Annotated in this window: 10 protein-coding genes; 4 read left to right on the top strand and 6 right to left on the bottom strand. The window is 38.6% G+C overall.

Annotated elements, in window-relative coordinates; all coding sequences use genetic code 11:
- Positions 1 to 35 precede the first annotated feature (35 nt).
- The 3 genes from H6G76_RS10560 (at position 36) to H6G76_RS10570 (ending at position 3977) form a co-directional block, all read left to right on the top strand.
- A complete protein-coding gene (locus H6G76_RS10560; RefSeq protein ID WP_190699472.1) occupies positions 36 to 2288 on the top strand; it encodes an O-linked N-acetylglucosamine transferase, SPINDLY family protein in 2253 nt (750 codons plus the stop codon).
- 141 nt (positions 2289 to 2429) lie between these two features.
- Positions 2430 to 3506 carry a M4 family metallopeptidase gene (locus H6G76_RS10565; protein WP_190699475.1) on the top strand — a complete coding sequence of 359 codons (1077 nt, stop codon included), beginning with the start codon at positions 2430 to 2432 and terminating at the stop codon, positions 3504 to 3506.
- Positions 3507 to 3677: 171 nt separating this feature from the next.
- The gene (locus H6G76_RS10570) at positions 3678 to 3977 is read left to right on the top strand and encodes a protealysin inhibitor emfourin (RefSeq protein WP_190699478.1); all 300 of its coding nucleotides are present in this window, start codon (positions 3678 to 3680) and stop codon (positions 3975 to 3977) included.
- A gap of 48 nt (positions 3978 to 4025) precedes the next feature.
- Here H6G76_RS10570 and H6G76_RS10575 read toward each other — a convergent pair whose 3' ends face one another.
- The gene (locus H6G76_RS10575) at positions 4026 to 4952 is read right to left on the bottom strand and encodes a cobalamin-binding protein (RefSeq protein WP_190699481.1); all 927 of its coding nucleotides are present in this window, start codon (positions 4950 to 4952) and stop codon (positions 4026 to 4028) included.
- Positions 4953 to 5663: 711 nt separating this feature from the next.
- Between H6G76_RS10575 and H6G76_RS10580 the strand changes: the two genes are divergently transcribed.
- On the top strand, positions 5664 to 7772 hold the full coding sequence (locus H6G76_RS10580; protein ID WP_190699485.1) for an ATP-binding protein: 2109 nt from the start codon (positions 5664 to 5666) through the stop codon (positions 7770 to 7772).
- 135 nt (positions 7773 to 7907) lie between these two features.
- Here the strand turns inward: H6G76_RS10580 and H6G76_RS10585 are convergent, their stop codons facing one another.
- From H6G76_RS10585 to H6G76_RS10605, 5 genes are all read right to left on the bottom strand, one after another.
- Positions 7908 to 9404: an ATP-binding protein gene (locus tag H6G76_RS10585; RefSeq protein ID WP_190699487.1), complete on the bottom strand. Its 1497-nt coding sequence runs from the start codon at positions 9402 to 9404 to the stop codon at positions 7908 to 7910.
- 14 nt (positions 9405 to 9418) lie between these two features.
- Positions 9419 to 11338, bottom strand: a complete 1920-nt coding sequence (locus H6G76_RS10590) for a histidine kinase dimerization/phosphoacceptor domain -containing protein (protein WP_190699490.1) — start codon at positions 11336 to 11338, stop codon at positions 9419 to 9421.
- Between the two features lie 751 nt (positions 11339 to 12089).
- Positions 12090 to 13622 (bottom strand): SagB/ThcOx family dehydrogenase, encoded by a 1533-nt coding sequence (locus H6G76_RS10595; protein ID WP_190699492.1) that lies wholly within the window; start codon positions 13620 to 13622, stop codon positions 12090 to 12092.
- 252 nt (positions 13623 to 13874) lie between these two features.
- Positions 13875 to 15200 carry a dihydroorotase gene (locus H6G76_RS10600; RefSeq protein WP_190699495.1) on the bottom strand — a complete coding sequence of 442 codons (1326 nt, stop codon included), beginning with the start codon at positions 15198 to 15200 and terminating at the stop codon, positions 13875 to 13877.
- A 104-nt stretch (positions 15201 to 15304) separates the two neighbouring features.
- A complete protein-coding gene (locus H6G76_RS10605; RefSeq protein ID WP_190699498.1) occupies positions 15305 to 16654 on the bottom strand; it encodes a histidine phosphatase family protein in 1350 nt (449 codons plus the stop codon).
- Between the last annotated feature and the right edge of the window lie 61 nt (positions 16655 to 16715).

Here is a 16715-nt window from a genome sequence, read left to right on the forward strand (position 1 = left end):
GCTACTCACTTTATTTATTAGGAGCTTTTCAAATTATGTTAATAGAAGCAACCAAGACTTCAGCAACTTGGCAAGAAACAGCCTATAACTATCTGGTTCAAGGTAACTATAATTTGGCAGCAAACTGCTACGAACAAGCAATTACCTTTGAACCAGATGTGAAGTCAAATTACTTATATCTGGGACTAGTATTGTTGTTACAAGGGCAACAGGCAGAAGCTGAGGCAACTTGGCTGATGGTGATGATGGAGGATGATGAAAGCGAAATCAATCAGTGTACACAGGAATTAGGAGCGATTTTATCTCAGGAAGCCACAAGACAAGAGGCATTAAAAGAAGCTGAAATATCCCTAACAATTAGGCAGCAGATTAAAGAAATTTGCCCTACAGACATTAAAAATTTATTACATTTGGTACTGCTAGAAGTTGAGCAGAAAAATTATACTGGTGATGAATTAACAGATTTAGGCATAATTACACTACTCCAGTCTCAAGAAGAATTAGCAGCAGTGAATTGGGAACTGTTAAATTCTACCTTGCAAAATGTTTTAGAGACTGTTCCATTACATTCTTCATCTTTAGAACTGGCGACTGCTATTATTCCGTATGTTAATAGCCCAGGAAGAGTTAAGGATTTTCTAAAAAATTTAATTCCATACAGTGTGAGCATTGCCTATTCTTTAAAACAACCCGAAATTGCAGGTAATTTTATAGATTTAGGTTTAAAACTAGAGCCGAAGAATCAAGAAATGCTCTTTCATCGGACTAGTTTTTATTACATGGAGTCTAAATATGCACAAGGACTAGAAACTGCTAGATTAGTTTATTCTATAGCTCAACAGCTACCCGATATAATTTTTGCTCACTATTTAATTTTAAAAGGTCTGATTAGTTCCAGTGGTACGAATTGGCAAGCTGCCGATCAAACATGGGCAGAGCATGAATTATTGCTAGAAGACCTAGTAAAACAGCATCCAGAAGATTTACCAATTCTGCAAGTATCACGGGTGTTTAATACTAATTACTTCACTCCATATTTGCAAGATGAGCCGCAAAAATATCGCAGATTACGCGCTCAATTAGCTGAGATTTGCAAAAAAAATATTAATACTTATTATCATGAAGCAGTAGAGCGATATCAGCAAGGTCATATACAGCGTAAAAAACTAATAACACCAACTAAAAAGTTAAAAATAGGCTACTTGTCTCATTGTTTTAACAGCCATTCTGTGGGTTGGTTAGCGAGATGGCTAATTAAGCACCATAACCGCGATCGCTTTGAAATAAATGGTTATTGTATTTATACTGATCCAGTATTTGATCCTTTACATGAATGGTATCTAAATCACTTTGACAACACCCATAAAAGTGAAAATGTTCAGGCTCTAGCCAACAAAATTTATGACGATGAAATTGATATCTTGATTGATTTAGATAGTATTACTCTAGACTTAAGTTGTATATTGGTATCTCTCAAGGCTGCACCAATTCAAGCTACTTGGTTGGGCTGGGATGCTTCTGGTATTCCGGCTGTTGATTACTTTATTGCTGATCCTTATGTTTTGCCAAACGCGGCTGAGGAATATTACAGCGAAAAAATCTGGCGTTTGCCACAAACATACATAGCAGTAGATGGTTTTGAGGTAGGTGTTCCTACATTACGCCGTGATGATTTGAATATTCCTGCTGATGCAGTGGTTTATTTTAGCGGACAACGAGGTTTTAAGCGACATCCCGATACTGCACGCCTGCAAATAAAAATCATTAAAGAAGTACCCAATAGCTACTTTTTAATTAAAGGTGACGCTGACGAAGAATCGATGAACGGCTTCTTTTATCAATTAGCAGAAGAAGAAGGCGTAGCAATTGAAAGATTACGATTTCTACCAAACGCACCATCAGAAGCAACTCACCGGGCAAATTTAGGCATTGTCGATATAGTGCTAGATACATATCCATATAATGGTGCGACAACAACTCTAGAAACTTTATGGATGGGAATTCCTTTAGTGACGCGAGTTGGTGAGCAATTCGCAGCGCGTAATAGCTACACCATGATGGTTAATGCTGGCATTACAGAAGGTATAGCCTGGACAGATGCAGAGTATGTAGAGTGGGGTATGCGTTTAGGTAAGGATGAAAGTTTACGTCAGCAAGTAGTCAAAAAGCTGAAACTATCTCGACAAACTGCGCCACTGTGGAATGGTAAGCAGTTTGCTTGCGAGATGGAAAAGGCTTACGAGCAAATGTGGCAGAAGTATATTGATGCCAACGAAATTAGTTCTTAGGTTTAGTAGATTATAAAGTTCTCTGTTTAGGCTTGCTAAAGAGGCTCAAAGTTTCATTCGCATGAGCTAGTCTACGGATTTTGACATTGGAATTAATGCCAATTTTGGCCATCACTTAGCTTTTAAAGGAGAATACCTCAGATGGCTCGTAAGAAAAAATCATCGGGTTCTAAATTTCAGCATTCACTGCATACTAGATGCCCTATCTGTTGTATTGTTCCACCACATATGCTGGAAAATGTAGCTGTAAATGGAAATCCTCAACAACGTTCTTGGGCTTTTCATACATTAAATGTGTCAGCACAGTTGCGTGGACGACGAGATGTTGTTGGAAACTTGTTCATAGCTCCTTCTCCTGGTGAGAAGCGACGTACTATATATGATGCAAAAAATGGACAACAACTTCCTGGTACTCTAGTACGTGGAGAGGGCGATCCTCCTAGCAATGATGAAGCGGTAAACGCAGCTTATGACGCTGCTGGTGCTACTTATGACTTGTTTTATGAGATTTTTGAACGTAATTCTATTGATGATAAGGGTCTGCGTTTAGACTCTACCGTACATTATGGTGTTAAGTATGACAATGCCTTTTGGAACGGAGATCAAATGGTTTATGGTGATGGTGATGGTGAAATGTTCCAATGTTTTACTAAATCAATTGATATTATTGCACATGAGCTAACTCATGGAGTGGTTCAGTACGAAGCTGGTCTGCAATATTATGGTGAACCAGGCGCACTGAATGAGTCTTTTGCTGATGTTTTTGGCTGCTTGGTGAAACAAAAGTTAAAAAATCAAACCGTGCAGCAGGCAGACTGGATAATTGGTGAAGGTGTTTTAGCACCAGGTGTTAAGGGCATTGGTATTCGCTCTATGAAAGCACCAGGAACAGCATATGATGATTCTGTGCTAGGTAAAGATCCACAACCTGCACATATGCGTAACAAATATACTGGCTTGGATGATAATGCGGGAGTGCATATAAATTCAGGTATTCCCAACTATGCTTTCTATATAGCAGCTATGGAAATTGGCGGTTATGCATGGGAGAAAGCTGGTAAAATTTGGTATATAACTTTGCGCGATCGCTTACGTAACCAAGCACAATTCAAAACAGCTGCAAAAGCAACTATTGAAGTTGCTGGAGAACTATATGGTAATGACAGCAAAGAACAGAAAGCTGTACAGAATGCTTGGCAACAAGTAGGAGTGCTTTAAACTAATTTGTAAACTGTTGATAGTTGACGGTTAACACTTAACAGGAAAAAATTGGGAATTTCCCTGTGATTTTTTAACGTGTGTTCTTGTGTTGCTAAACTGGGAGAAGATAATTACTATCTCCCAGGCTTTGCATTTTTACCGATAAACAGCACAACAAAGAGCAAAACAATGCAAATCACATTGGAACGCACGGGAGGGTTTGCTGGGATAACTCGAAAAAAAACCTTTGATACTGCCATTCTCCCAGTAAACGAAGCTAACGATGTTCTGCGACTAGCCACCGCCGCAGATTTATTTAATTTGCCAGATCAAATTCCGTCGCCTCATCCTCAGAGCGATCGCTTTCAGTATAAATTAACCGTAGAAGACAACGGTAAACAACATACAATCATTGTCAGTGAAGCAGGCTTGCCAGGAACTTTAAGACCACTAATTGAATGGTTAAATAACGCAGCAGTGCAAAGATAAGAGACTAGAGATGAGAGGCTAGGGGCTAGTATTTTTTACTCGGCAATTTTATAACTGTTCCCAAGCTGTGCCTTTATAACCATAGTCAAAAATTTCTGGATGTAAGATTTCTGCCAAAATTTCTAAAGAATCTACCAAGCGTGGCCCTGGACGGTTGAAGTAAGAATTGCCATCAGTAATATATACTCTGCCCGTTTGAGTGGCGTGGAGTTTTTGCCACTCTGAACGTTGAGTTAATAATTCGGCATCTTGGCGAGTGCGACTTAAGGCAAAACCACAGGGCATAAAAACAATTATATCTGGGTTGCTGGCTATGAGTGTATCCCAGTCTAACTGAGCCGAAGGTTCACCAATAACGCTAAACATCGATTGGCCGCCTGCTAAGTTAACTAATTCTGGAATCCAATTTGCTGCTGTCATTAAAGGATCTGTCCACTCGATACAGGCGACAGTTGGTAATTCTGTGAGCGAAAGTCCCTGGATTTTTTGCTGGCAAATTTTGACGCGAGCTTCTAAATTTTCTAAGACTTGCACTGAGTCTACATCAAATATATTACTGACTCGTTCAATATCAGCGCAAACATCTTTAAGAACCTGGGGTTGCAAAGAAATTATTTTTGGTGCAGTCGGGACTAAATGAGCAACTGCTTTTTCAACTTCTTGTAAGCTCACCGCACAGACATCGCACTGGTCTTGAGTAAGAATGTGGGTAGGCTGTAATTGCTTTAGAACATCGGTTTTGATTTCATAAATACTCAGTGCTGACTGCAACAAATCATTGACTTTATCATGAATTTCGCTGCTAGGGGCATCGGTATTAAAGCGTGCTGCGGTGCAAACAGGAAGATTTTGAATCTCTGGAGGGTAGTCACACTCGTGCGATCGCCCAACAATAGCATTAGTTAATCCCAATACTGCCAGAATCTCCGTTGCACTGGGTATCAGAGAAACAATTCTTACACGATCATTAGTCATTGTTCCACCTCTGCGACAGCTTCTCATACCTCAATTTTCCCAAATTTTCAGCAATTTAGTATCTTTCTGTAGGAGAATGTACAAATTTAAAGCAGTCAATATTCAGCTACAAAATTTACTATTCAGGGTTTTTGCATAAATTAATACAATATTTAAATTAATTAATTCTTACTCTGTAAGATATCTTCTTTGAGATTGATGCTATTTTTATATTTTATGTGTTATGTCCATGTAAGTCTTAATTAAGACTACCTAATATAGGACTCATATTAGATTTTTGAAAAAATCCGATTCTTAGCGGCCTTCTTTGCTGATGCCTATTACCTGACTACACCAGTATGTTCAGTAATCAAACCAGATTCCTATACTTTTAGATGGTACTAATTTAAACCCAAAAATTCTTGGAGATTATACATATCTGACAGACTCAATTTTACAACCATAGTAGTTATATTATATTTATCTATTCAGAATGTTACTTTTTTAACGAGCAGCAATTAAACGCTTATTTATAGATTAGATTGATATGAAATAGAAATATCGTCTTGACCGGCAATTGTAGTGATCAGTGTAGCAATCGAATTAAAAGTTTTGATGAAAAAAAATATACTATCCTGTTATGAAAAATTCTGTGGAGTAATTGTATTTATAAAATATGGTTCTACTTTTGCAAGAGATCCGCGTCAAAAAATTTTTTAATAGAGGCAAAGAATGCAGGTGGTAGTGGTTAATGATGATACACAAAGGATAGTGCCGATAAAAGATCACAAGCAGAGACAACGAAACCAAATCTTAGTGCAATTAGCAAGGAGCAATAACTTACAAAGAGGCAATCTCAAAGCCACATTACAAGAGATTACAGAAGTAGTAGCTAGGACACTTTTAGTAAACCGAGTTGGCGTTTGGTTATACAATCAAGAGCGTACAGCAATTGAATGCTTGGATGTATACGATATTGGGAAAAACGAGCATTCATCGGGACAAGTTTTATTAAAAGTAAATTACCCTAATTATTTTCTCAATTTAGAGACGGAACGCCTGATTGCTGTAGATGATGCTATTAATGACAAAAGAACCCAAGAGTTATCTGCATCTTATTTAAACTTATTGGGTATTACATCATTATTAGATGTACCAATCTGGCTAGGAGGGCATATGGTGGGAGTAGTTTGTTATGAACAATTGGGTGAAGTACGTCATTGGTGTGTAGAGGAAGAAAACTTTGCGAGTTCTATTGCAGACTACGTAGCATTGGCTATCGGATCAAGCGATCGCCACACTGCACAAACAGAATTACAAAAAACTCAGGCAAAATTGCAAGCCATTTTTGAACGCTCTTCAATTGGTATTGGGTTGGCAGATATTAAAGGAGAGATAGTAGATATTAATCCGGCACTATGTCAGATGCTAGGATATAGCCGAGAAGAACTATACGGCAAATGTTTTAAAAATTTTATTTCCCATCAGACAGAAGATGTAGAGCTATATCAACAACTAGTATCAGGAATAAGCGATCGCATTGAAATCGAAAGGCACTTACTACACAAAGATGGGAGGTTAATTCTGGCTAAGTTCTCCATTTCTACAATTCTGGGGAATAACAATACACCAGAATTTTTGCTAGCCTTTATTGAAGATATTACTGAACGCCAACAAACTCAGCTAAAGTTACGTGCCTCGGAAACAGCAGCAGAAGCTGGTAACAGAGCAAAAAATGAATTTTTATCTATAATGAGTCACGAACTGCGAACGCCTTTGAATGCAATTATGGGCTTATCGCAGTTACTGCAACAAGAAATAGTGGGTTCTCTCAATGAAAAGCAGCAAGAATATATCAGTTGTATATATAGTAGTGGTGAACATTTACTAGCCCTAATTAACGATATACTTGACCTCTCTAAAGTAGAAGCAGGTAAAGAAGATTTAAATATATTGCCTGTATCGGTAGTAGATTTATGTAATTATGTGATTTCGAGTGTGCGTGATCAGGCTGCCGAAAAAGGATTACAACTCACAAGTGAAATTGATCCACAGGTAGAAACCTGCATGGGTGATGCTAGACGCATCAAACAAATGCTAATGAATCTTTTGACTAATGCTATTAAATTTACTCCATCTGGTCAGGTATCTTTAGAAATCAAAAAAGTAGTCAAAGGAATTACTTTTACAGTTATCGATACTGGGATTGGAATTGATAACAATCAATTTCAATTTCTTTTTGAACCATTTAAACAGTTAGACAGTCAATTAAATCGTCAGTACGAAGGTACTGGATTAGGATTAGCATTAACACGTAAGTTAGCACGCTTGCATGGTGGAGATGTCACAGTGGTATCAACATTGGGGCAAGGTAGTCGTTTTACGCTATTTATCCCAGATCAATTAGATTTAATATCAAATAACGAAGTTGATGAAGCAACAACTACATCTACTCCATTACCAACTGCATTAAATAAAAAGCGAATTCTCCTAGCTGAACAAGAGCAAAATATAGCTATCCTTTTGCAAGATTATCTTCAAATAATTGGCTATCAAGTCAGATGGTTAAACAATTCTGCCAAATTTTTAGAAGAAATCAAGAATTTTAGCCCAAGCTTAATTTTGCTCGATGAAGAATCATTCAAAGCATTATATAAGGGAGATTTGCTGAATCTTCTCAGACAAGAAGACAATTTACAAGATATTCCAGTTGTGATTATCTGTAATAGTGAAAATGATTTTGCCGAATTTACTACTCTGCACGGAAAAAATTATGGATATCTTGTGCAACCAATCCGCATAGTACAGTTAGAATCAATTTTAATGCGATATTTGAGCTAATATATAGCAGTGAACAGGTAATAGGTGAGAGGTGACAGGGTTAAAAGTTTTTTGCTGTCGAGATTGTATCCTTGTACCAGTGTCCTAACAAAATGGCTATTGCTATAATTAACTATCCAGCATTGAGTTTAATTGCTACTCAGGATTTAACGGCAAAGTAATTGTAAATGTTGTACCAACATCAGCTTGACTATTAAAGTGGATTTTACCGTTATGAGCTTCTACACATTTTTTAACAATCACCAAACCTAAACCTGTACCGGGAATAGAGTGGACATTAGAGGCTCGATAAAATGATTCAAAGAGTCGAGTTTGATCTGCTTCAGGAATACCAATTCCTTGGTCTTGAATGCGAAAAATAGCTAGTCCCTCTAGAAGATCACAAGTTAGATTAAACTGAATATTTCCGCCTTTAGGAGAGTACTTTACAGCATTAACGAGTAAGTTAGTAAATATGTAATGTAAAAGTTGCTCATCCATGCAAGCGTAGGTGCGATCGCTATTACTATTAAAGATAATTTCCGGCTTGTAATGGTGAATAGCAGTAAATTCGGCAATTAACTCTCGACAGAATTTCTCCAAATGCAGAGGCGTAGGATGACACTCTAATTTTCCAGCTTCAGATTTACCCATGAATAGTACATCTTCCATGAGTTGTTTCATGGATTCTATTGCACCTTTAATTCGCTTTAAATATGTATTTCTTTTTTCTGCTGTTAAGTTATCTCCTTGTAGTTCTATCAGTTCTACCGATGATTGAATCACACTCAGAGGATTACGGAATTCATGCGAAACTGTAGAAATAAAGAGAGATTTTAGTTGGTTAAGTTCTCGTTCTTTATGCAATGCTTGCTCTAGTAGTTGTGCTTGTCGTCTTTCACTCAGATCCCAAAAAACCACTACTACACCATTGATTTGGTGAGGCTGCTGCATAATCGGTGATGCACTATCACCAATAGGAACTCTAGAGCCATTTTTAGTAACTAGAGATGTAAAATCATCTAAATAAATTACCTGTCGTTCTCGCAGAACTTTTGCCACAGGGTTTTCTAATTTAGCTTCGGTAACTTCATCAATCAGTTGAAAAATATGTGATACGTCTTGCCCTAATGCATCTACTTGCTGCCAACCGGTGAGTGACTCTGCGGCTGGATTAATAAATGTGATAATTCCTCGTTCATCTGTGGCAATTACCGCATCACTCATTGAGTTTAATAAAGTTGCTAATCTATCTCGATTTTCTTTTAAATCACGTTCAAGTTGGTATTTTAATAAACCAATTTCAATAGCTATACGTAAATCTTTAGGAGTGAATGGTTTAACGACGTATCCAAAAGGTTGTGTAGATTTTGCGCGTTGTACAGTATGATCGTCACCATAAGCAGTTAGAAATATAACTGGGATATCTAACTGTTCCCGAATCTGAGATGCTGCTGTGATGCCATCCATTTCACCTTTTAAGATAACATCCATTAAAATTAGTTCTGGTTTGCTTTCTAAGGCCTTAGCAATGGCTGCTTGTCCGGAAGAAGCTGTCCCAATAACTGTATATCCTAATTGGGTGAGTTGGTTGACAATGTTTCTAGCAACGATTACCTCATCTTCTACAACTAAAATTCTTACTTGACCCATTTGAAAGAAATTTATTATTGCAATGTTAACTGGGGAAACTGGATTTTGAACATTGTGCCATGATGACGTTCTAAAGTAATGCTACCTTCCAATTGTTCTGTAACCAAGTCAGAAACCAAAGATAGGCCCAAAGACTCGGTATTATTCCAATCTAAATCATCTGGAATACCAATCCCATCATCTATCACAGACATTTCAATATCACCGCCAACAGTGTGAAGATTTATAGAGATAGTACCTTTCTGCCCATCTGGAAAAGCGTGTTTGAGTGAGTTGGAGATTAATTCATTAATAATTAACCCACAAGCGATCGCTTGGTCAACATTCAGGCTTACCGCTTCAATATTAGTTACTAACTCAATACTTTCTGGGCCTAATCGGTAGGACAGCATGATGTTATTGGCTAAATTTTGGATATAGTCAACTACATCTAATTGCCCAATGTTCTGTGTAGTATATAAATTTTTATGTATTAAACAGATTGATTCGATGCGATTTTGGCTTTCTCGAAAAATTTTAATTACTTCTGGGTCTTTGAGAGTGTGAGTCTGGAGTTGTAATAAACTAGAGACAATCTGCAAATTATTTTTGACGCGGTGATGCACTTCTTTGAGCAGAACTTCTTTTTCCGCCAAAGCACTTCTTAATTGCAGTTCGGCTTTTTGACGTTCGGCTAGTTCGTTTTGGGCTTGTTGAAAGATCGTAGATTGTTGAATTGCGATCGCAATTGTAACGGAAAGTTGATCTAGCAAGTCTAATTGGTTTTCTTCCCATTCCCGGAATCTCACACATTGATGGGCGATAAGTAATCCCCAAAGGCGTGAGCTAGGATTATCTTCACCGACTTCTAATAAGATGGGTACGATTAAATTTGCTTTGACATCAAACCTTTCTAACAGCTTAATATGGCAAGGGGTGAGTCCGGCTTCATAAATATTGGGAATTGCTCGCTTACGTCCTTGATAGTACTCTACTCCTGCCCCATCCCTAAAACAGGTATCTTCAATTTGGATGTCTAAAGATGTTGTCCATCCAGCTTCTACTGATTCTGCTACAACTTTACCACTCATATCAGGAGCAAACTGATAAACAAGTACCCGTTCTACTTGCAGCAAATGCCGTACTTCTTCAACTATGGTATTCAGAATATCTTGTAAATTCAAAGATTGGTGAATTCGCTGCATCACAGTTCGGATTAATTGCTCTCGTTCTAACTGAGTCTTTAATGTCCGCTCAATTTGTTTACGTTCTGTGATTTCTTGTCCAATCCCCATGATTTGACCATTGGGTAACTTAATATTAGTCCAAGATGTGTCTATTATCTGACCATCCCGCACTTGAGTTCTAAAGTCAGCCCAACTACTTTTTGCTGATTGAATAAAATCCAACGCATTTTGGCGGTCTTGAGGCTCAGGATATAATTCTGATAGCAAATCCCGACTTTGTAAATCTTGTATATTCCAATTAGTCACTCTCTCCCATTCTTGATTTGCCCATTGTAATTTTCCTGCTGTGTTAATTAGGGCAATCATTAATGGTAGCTGATTTAAAAGGCTTTGAAGAACCTCGTTTTGTTCTAGAAGTTTTGTCTCTATGTCTTCTGTAATGTCTTTAATATAAACTAGATGAGCATTTTTAGATTCATATTCTATAAAATGGGTAAAAATTTCAACATTAATTATTTTTCCATCCTTGCAATAATGTTGACATTGACTATTAAAACTAATATTTTTCTGACTTGTAGCTATATTTTTTAAGAATTGCTGTCTATATTCTGCTGAATGTATGTCAGTTACTTTCATCTGTAAAAATTCTGTTTTTGAATAAGCATATTTATTAATAGCAGCTTCATTCACATTTAGAAATTGCAGATTATCTGTATCATATATCCACATAGGTAGAGGATTATGAGTAAATAAGAAATTATCATTCATGCAATTATTGAAATTTTCCGTTAAATCAAGTTTGACATTGAAACTATTCATAAATATTGCATACAAAATAAATTGTAAATTCTTTTTGTATTTTCAATAACAAATATTTTTTACGCAAAAAGCAATAGATAGCAATTTTAAGTATACTAAATACAGCCTGATTTTGATTTATTACTTTAACTTATTATTTAATCCTGCTTAATTGATTAAATTTTAAATACAACATTTAAAACCCAGCATTTAATAATGAAGCTAAATTTTTTATAGTAGCTAAAATTCCGCCAATAATTGTTGCTTGTTGTCTTCACTAGTGGCGGTATGATGGCTACCAATATATCTTTTTCATCAGGTTTACACAAACGCCTGTAAATATCATATCGAATAATATACGTTCAATCTTAGCTTCTACTCCAATACTTTTAAGTTAAGGTTTTGAGTCCCTCTAGCCCCCTTGGAAAAAGGAGATTAGACTCTAGAAATCCACCTCAAAAAGGGGGATTTAGAACTGACTTCAATCGTTAATTTTAACTCAATAAACCTTGTTGGCTTATACTCTAACAAGTGATGGCATAAAAGTTCGTTATTAAAGGTTTAAACGGTCAAATAAACCGCAAAAGCACGAAGAGGCAGATTCGTTATTTTTGCAGTTTATTTGATAATTAATCAGTTACTATTTCTCATACTTGAGAAAATAGCAAAAACTCTTTCTTCCGAGTCTAGCAATTAGCCCGCAAATGAACACAATAATATATTACCTTGGTCTTCCCAATGTGGTAATGTACAAAACAGCTTCATCAGCAGGTATACCTAAAACTTCGTTCACTTGGTTGTCAAAAAAACCACCAATTCCACTGACACCCAAATTAAGATTAACTGCGGCTAAATTTAAGCGTTGACCTAAATGCCCAGCATCCATATGTAAGTAACGATAAACGCGATCGCCATACTGGGTAATAGCTGCTTTGAGATCTGCGGTATGAAAAACGACTGCGGCTGCATCCCTACCTAAATCTTGCCCCAAGCAGAGATAATGTAACTCCCGCCGGAAGTTTTTAAACCGAATCTGCCGCAATTCTTGAGCTTTGGGTGCGTAATAATAACAACCAGCGTCTAAACCTTTGACTCCGCAAACAGCAATGAATGTTTCAATCAAGTTCAAGTCAAAGTAATCAGGAGAAGCGTCAAGATGTTGCTCAATATAATTTTGTGGTTGGTAGGTAAAATCAAGTACAGCCTTTAATTCGTCAAAGGTTAAATCTTCGCCACTGTAAGCACGGGTAGAGCGGCGTTTATGGATAGTGGCTTCCAACCCCGCAAGATTTTCTCCCCAGTCAATTGGTGTGGTAGCTGTAGGAATTTTCAGACAGAAAGGAAAATTATATTTATCTTCTAACGACCTTTCTTGTTTGATAGCTGGTAAATTCAGCTTCCCAGTGACACCAGGTTGAATTTGAGTTTGACGATGAAAATATTTCAGCAATTCGCCGTCGGGAATTTGAGGGTAGTTTGTTTCCGTAGCTGAAGGTAAAGCCGTGCATCCAGTAGACAAATTTTGTTTGATATCTAATAAGTCTGCCAGAGCGAGGACTGCGATCGCGCCTTCTTGTTGGGGATCAATATATAACAAGTCATTTACCGCTTCATCGACAAAACCACCAATCAAGTGAGGGCGATAATCAGTAATAGCACTTGCTAACTCAAGATTGCCTAACAAGTGTCCCGAATCCAGAAAAATCCGCCGATATGCCCGATCTTCGTATCGCCAAGCTGAACGATAGAAAACGGCAGTCACCACAATTGCTAATTGGGTATTTTCCAAAGCAGGATGCCAAAAACAAGCATCTTGCAAAGCTGTCCACACATCACTTTCCCAATACAGTATTAAAGAGTGAGTGCGACACTGGTAGTTGTAAAGTCCTGCTGGTAGTAAAGGTGTACCACGGGAAACTACATACACCTCAGCCGGATATAAACCCCCAGCACTAGGCGCAGAGCGCAAATATACCGCGCTACCCATAGAAGGCATTCTCGCCGTTAACCCGTAGCTACGAAATAATAACCGAGACAGCCTTTGCCACCATTGAAAATCTGGTTTATCAGCAACGACTGCTTGTGATTCTTGCAAATAAGGTTTGAGATCAACAGCCGACCCAATTTTATACTCTTTAAAAGGTACTGGCTGTTTAGCCCAATCTAGCCTTTGGCTTTTAGAGGCTAGAGTCTCAGGGTCATATTTAGTACGTTCGTGGTAGTGCTGTGCAATAGATTGGTGTATTTCTGGCATAGTACTTTCAATACCCTTGGGGCTTTCTTATTTGATCTTGGCATTCATCTGCTTAAATTTTTCGTGTTCATCAGTACAATCCTATTCAAGAGTCATTTGTCATTCGTAATTTGTCAATGGTTAATAACCATCAGTTATTCTTGTGATAGCGGAGAATAGGCAATAGGCAATAGGCAAATAAGGGCTGTAAACCATTAACCAAATATTCGGTAAAAGACTTTTAATCCTGTAACCTGTAACCTATCACCTGTCCTAACACCAAGTTTGCACAACACGACCTTGTAATTCTTTGCCGAACCAAGGTGTATTAGTAGAAAGTGTGTGCAGATTTTTTCTGTCAACTTGCCAAATTTTTTCGGGATCAAATAAAGTTAATTCTGCTTTGTGTTGCGGTTTAATGGGATTCAATTTCTGCCCTAAAAACTCTGCGGGATTTCTACTTAATGCTTGCCATAATTCTAGGGCTGTAAATTCTCCAGTGGCTACTAGATTTTGCCACAGTAAAGGCAAGGCTAGTTCATAACCAATTGCGCCGCTTGGTGCTTCTGCAAAAGCTTGGACTTTTTCTTCATAAGTATAGGGTGCATGGTCGATCGCGATCGCATCAATTACGCCTGTACGAACTCCTGCACGTAAAGCTTTTAAATCGCTAGAAGTCCCTAAAGGTGGATCTAAATGCAAACTGGTATCGTAACTTTTAACGGCTGTAGTATCTAATAATAAATGCATCCAAGTTGTACTGGCGGTGATAGGTAAACCAGCCGCCTTAGCTGAGGCTATCAATTCTACACTCCGGGCTGTAGAAACACGCATGATGTGAACTCGCGGATTACCAGTAGCCGCAACTAATTCTAACAAAGCGGCGATCGCAGTTGTTTCCGCACTGGCGGGGATGGGTGGTAAACCAAAACGCAACGCGTCTACTCCTTCACGCATGACACCATTGGATGTAAGCTGGCGATCGCAAGGCCAAAAAGCTACAGGTTTACCCAAGGGCTGCACATATTCCAATACGCGCCGCACTAAACCCAAATTATCTAAAGGATGGCTATCAGTAAAGCCAACAACTCCCGCAGCTGCTAAATCTGCTAACTCCGTCATTTGCTTTCCGGCCACATCCGAGGTAATTGCACCCCAGATATTAAGCAGGGGATCTGGGGAGCGTGGGAGCAGGGGAGAAGAAGTATCTAAACTCCCCTCTGCTCCTCTGCTCCTCCGCTCCTCTGCCCAAATTTTCTGCAACTGTGCCACCAGTGCAGGGTTATCAATAGACGGAGATGTATCAGGTAAAATACCAATTCTAGTAAAGCCGCCAGCCGCCGCAGCTTGTAATAGAGAAGAGAAAGTTTCTCGTTCTTCAAATCCTGGTTCGCCAGAGTGACTATATAAATCTATTAATCCAGTTCCTAGAACTAATCCTTGACAATTTCTAACTTGAATATCGGCAGTTATATCAGAAATTTGTGCAGCTACAGCTTGAATATTACCATCAGCAATCAGGACATCTGCTATTTGGTCAGTTCCAGAAACTGCATCAATTATCCGTACTTGTTGTAAAAGTTCAGTCATAAAAATCATGAGTTAGGAGTGATGAGTTAGGAGTTAAGAGTTATGAGCTATTTAGGCTTTAATATTTACGCCTGGCTTAGTTCCTCATTTCTTCCTCTTCACTCCTTACTGTTTTATAATGCTCCAGCTGCTGTTTTATCTAACACACCACCACCCAAATGAGCCGTAATGTTCATTGCTTCTAACACAGGGAAACCCTCAAGTCCATTAGGGTAGTCAATTACACTAACTGCCCCATTACCTTGACGGAAATTCCAGAAGTTATCTGCTGGTAAACCCAGAATATGACAAAGCAAGGTTTTATTAGTAGCGTCGTGAGCGACTACTAATCCAGTTTTGAGTTGATTATCTAATGCTGTTTGCACAATCGATTGCCAAGCCGCAACACTACGTTCCCAAACTTGTTGTAAATTTTCCCCTTCTGGCATTTGAATTTCAGCCGGGGTTGTCCGCCAACGGTGCAATTCGCCAGGAAATTCTTGCTCAATTTCTGATTCTAATTTGCCTTCCCAAAGACCATGACTAATTTCTCTTAAACCATCTTGCAGGTCTAATTTAATGTCTGGATGTTGACGCAATATAATCTCGGCGGTTTCTTTGGGACGTTGCATTGAACTACTTACAGCAAAGTCAATGGCTATATCTTTGAGAAATTCACCTGCTTTTTGGGCTTGATTTCTGCCATTGTCATTCAAAGGAACGTCAATTTGCCCTTGAAATCTGGTTTGGCGGTTCCATTCTGTTTCGCCGTGACGCACCAACAACAACCGCACTCCACGATGACTGGGACGCAAGGAGGGCAACGCTTCGCCCATGTGTTGCGTTTGATTCATCGATTCTAGTTGAACTGGTTCGCCTAAGGAGCCAGCAAAATTCAATACAGTGACACCACAGTTAGATTGCTGAATAGAATGGTAACGGCTGGGAGGAATGCCTAATGCTGTGCTAATTAAGGCGCGATTAATCCCGTTATGCCCCACGATGAGAATAGTTTCACCTTGATGTTGGGGCAGAGTTTCTTGCCAAAATTGCTGCGCTTGTTTGTACAAAGCCAGGACAGGAAAATGTTCTCTGGTTCCCTCGCTATCTTTGACTAGCATCGCTAATTCGTGAGGACGTTCGTGCCAAATGCGGTAATCTTCAGCAAACTTTTCCTCGACTTCAGCAGTGAGCATTGTCTCCCACAAAGGTAGATCAATTTCCAATAACTTATCGGAAGTTTGAACAACCGCAGACTCTTGAGAATTAGCCAATTCACTTTGAATAATCTCGGCTGTGAGTTTGGCTCGTTGCAGAGGGCTGCAATAAATCGCCTGAAATAAAATATTACTGAGGGCTTTGCCTACTTTGCTGGCATCATTACGACCTTTTTCTGTTAATCTTGACGCATCAGTGCGTCCTTGAATCCGCCTTTCGGCGTTGTAGCTACTTTGACCGTGACGCACAATGATGACACGAGTCATCGGCTTTGCCCTCCTCTATCTAAAGGATTAATTTTACTCTAAAGTGTTTGCCGAATAATCT

The sequence above is a fragment of the Nostoc sp. FACHB-152 genome, assembly GCF_014697475.1.
Taxonomy (GTDB): domain Bacteria; phylum Cyanobacteriota; class Cyanobacteriia; order Cyanobacteriales; family Nostocaceae; genus Nostoc_B.

Bases quoted from the DNA above. Each gene is read 5' to 3' on its own strand.
- H6G76_RS10560 (WP_190699472.1), top strand. From the start codon at position 36: ATGTTAATAGAAGCAACCAAGACTTCAGCAACTTGGCAAGAAACAGCC.
- H6G76_RS10565 (WP_190699475.1), top strand. From the start codon at position 2,430: ATGGCTCGTAAGAAAAAATCATCGGGTTCTAAATTTCAGCATTCACTG.
- H6G76_RS10570 (WP_190699478.1), top strand. From the start codon at position 3,678: ATGCAAATCACATTGGAACGCACGGGAGGGTTTGCTGGGATAACTCGA.
- H6G76_RS10575 (WP_190699481.1), bottom strand. From the start codon at position 4,952: ATGACTAATGATCGTGTAAGAATTGTTTCTCTGATACCCAGTGCAACG.
- H6G76_RS10580 (WP_190699485.1), top strand. From the start codon at position 5,664: ATGCAGGTGGTAGTGGTTAATGATGATACACAAAGGATAGTGCCGATA.
- H6G76_RS10585 (WP_190699487.1), bottom strand. From the start codon at position 9,404: ATGGGTCAAGTAAGAATTTTAGTTGTAGAAGATGAGGTAATCGTTGCT.
- H6G76_RS10590 (WP_190699490.1), bottom strand. From the start codon at position 11,338: ATGAATGATAATTTCTTATTTACTCATAATCCTCTACCTATGTGGATA.
- H6G76_RS10595 (WP_190699492.1), bottom strand. From the start codon at position 13,622: ATGCCAGAAATACACCAATCTATTGCACAGCACTACCACGAACGTACT.
- H6G76_RS10600 (WP_190699495.1), bottom strand. From the start codon at position 15,200: ATGATTTTTATGACTGAACTTTTACAACAAGTACGGATAATTGATGCA.
- H6G76_RS10605 (WP_190699498.1), bottom strand. From the start codon at position 16,654: ATGACTCGTGTCATCATTGTGCGTCACGGTCAAAGTAGCTACAACGCC.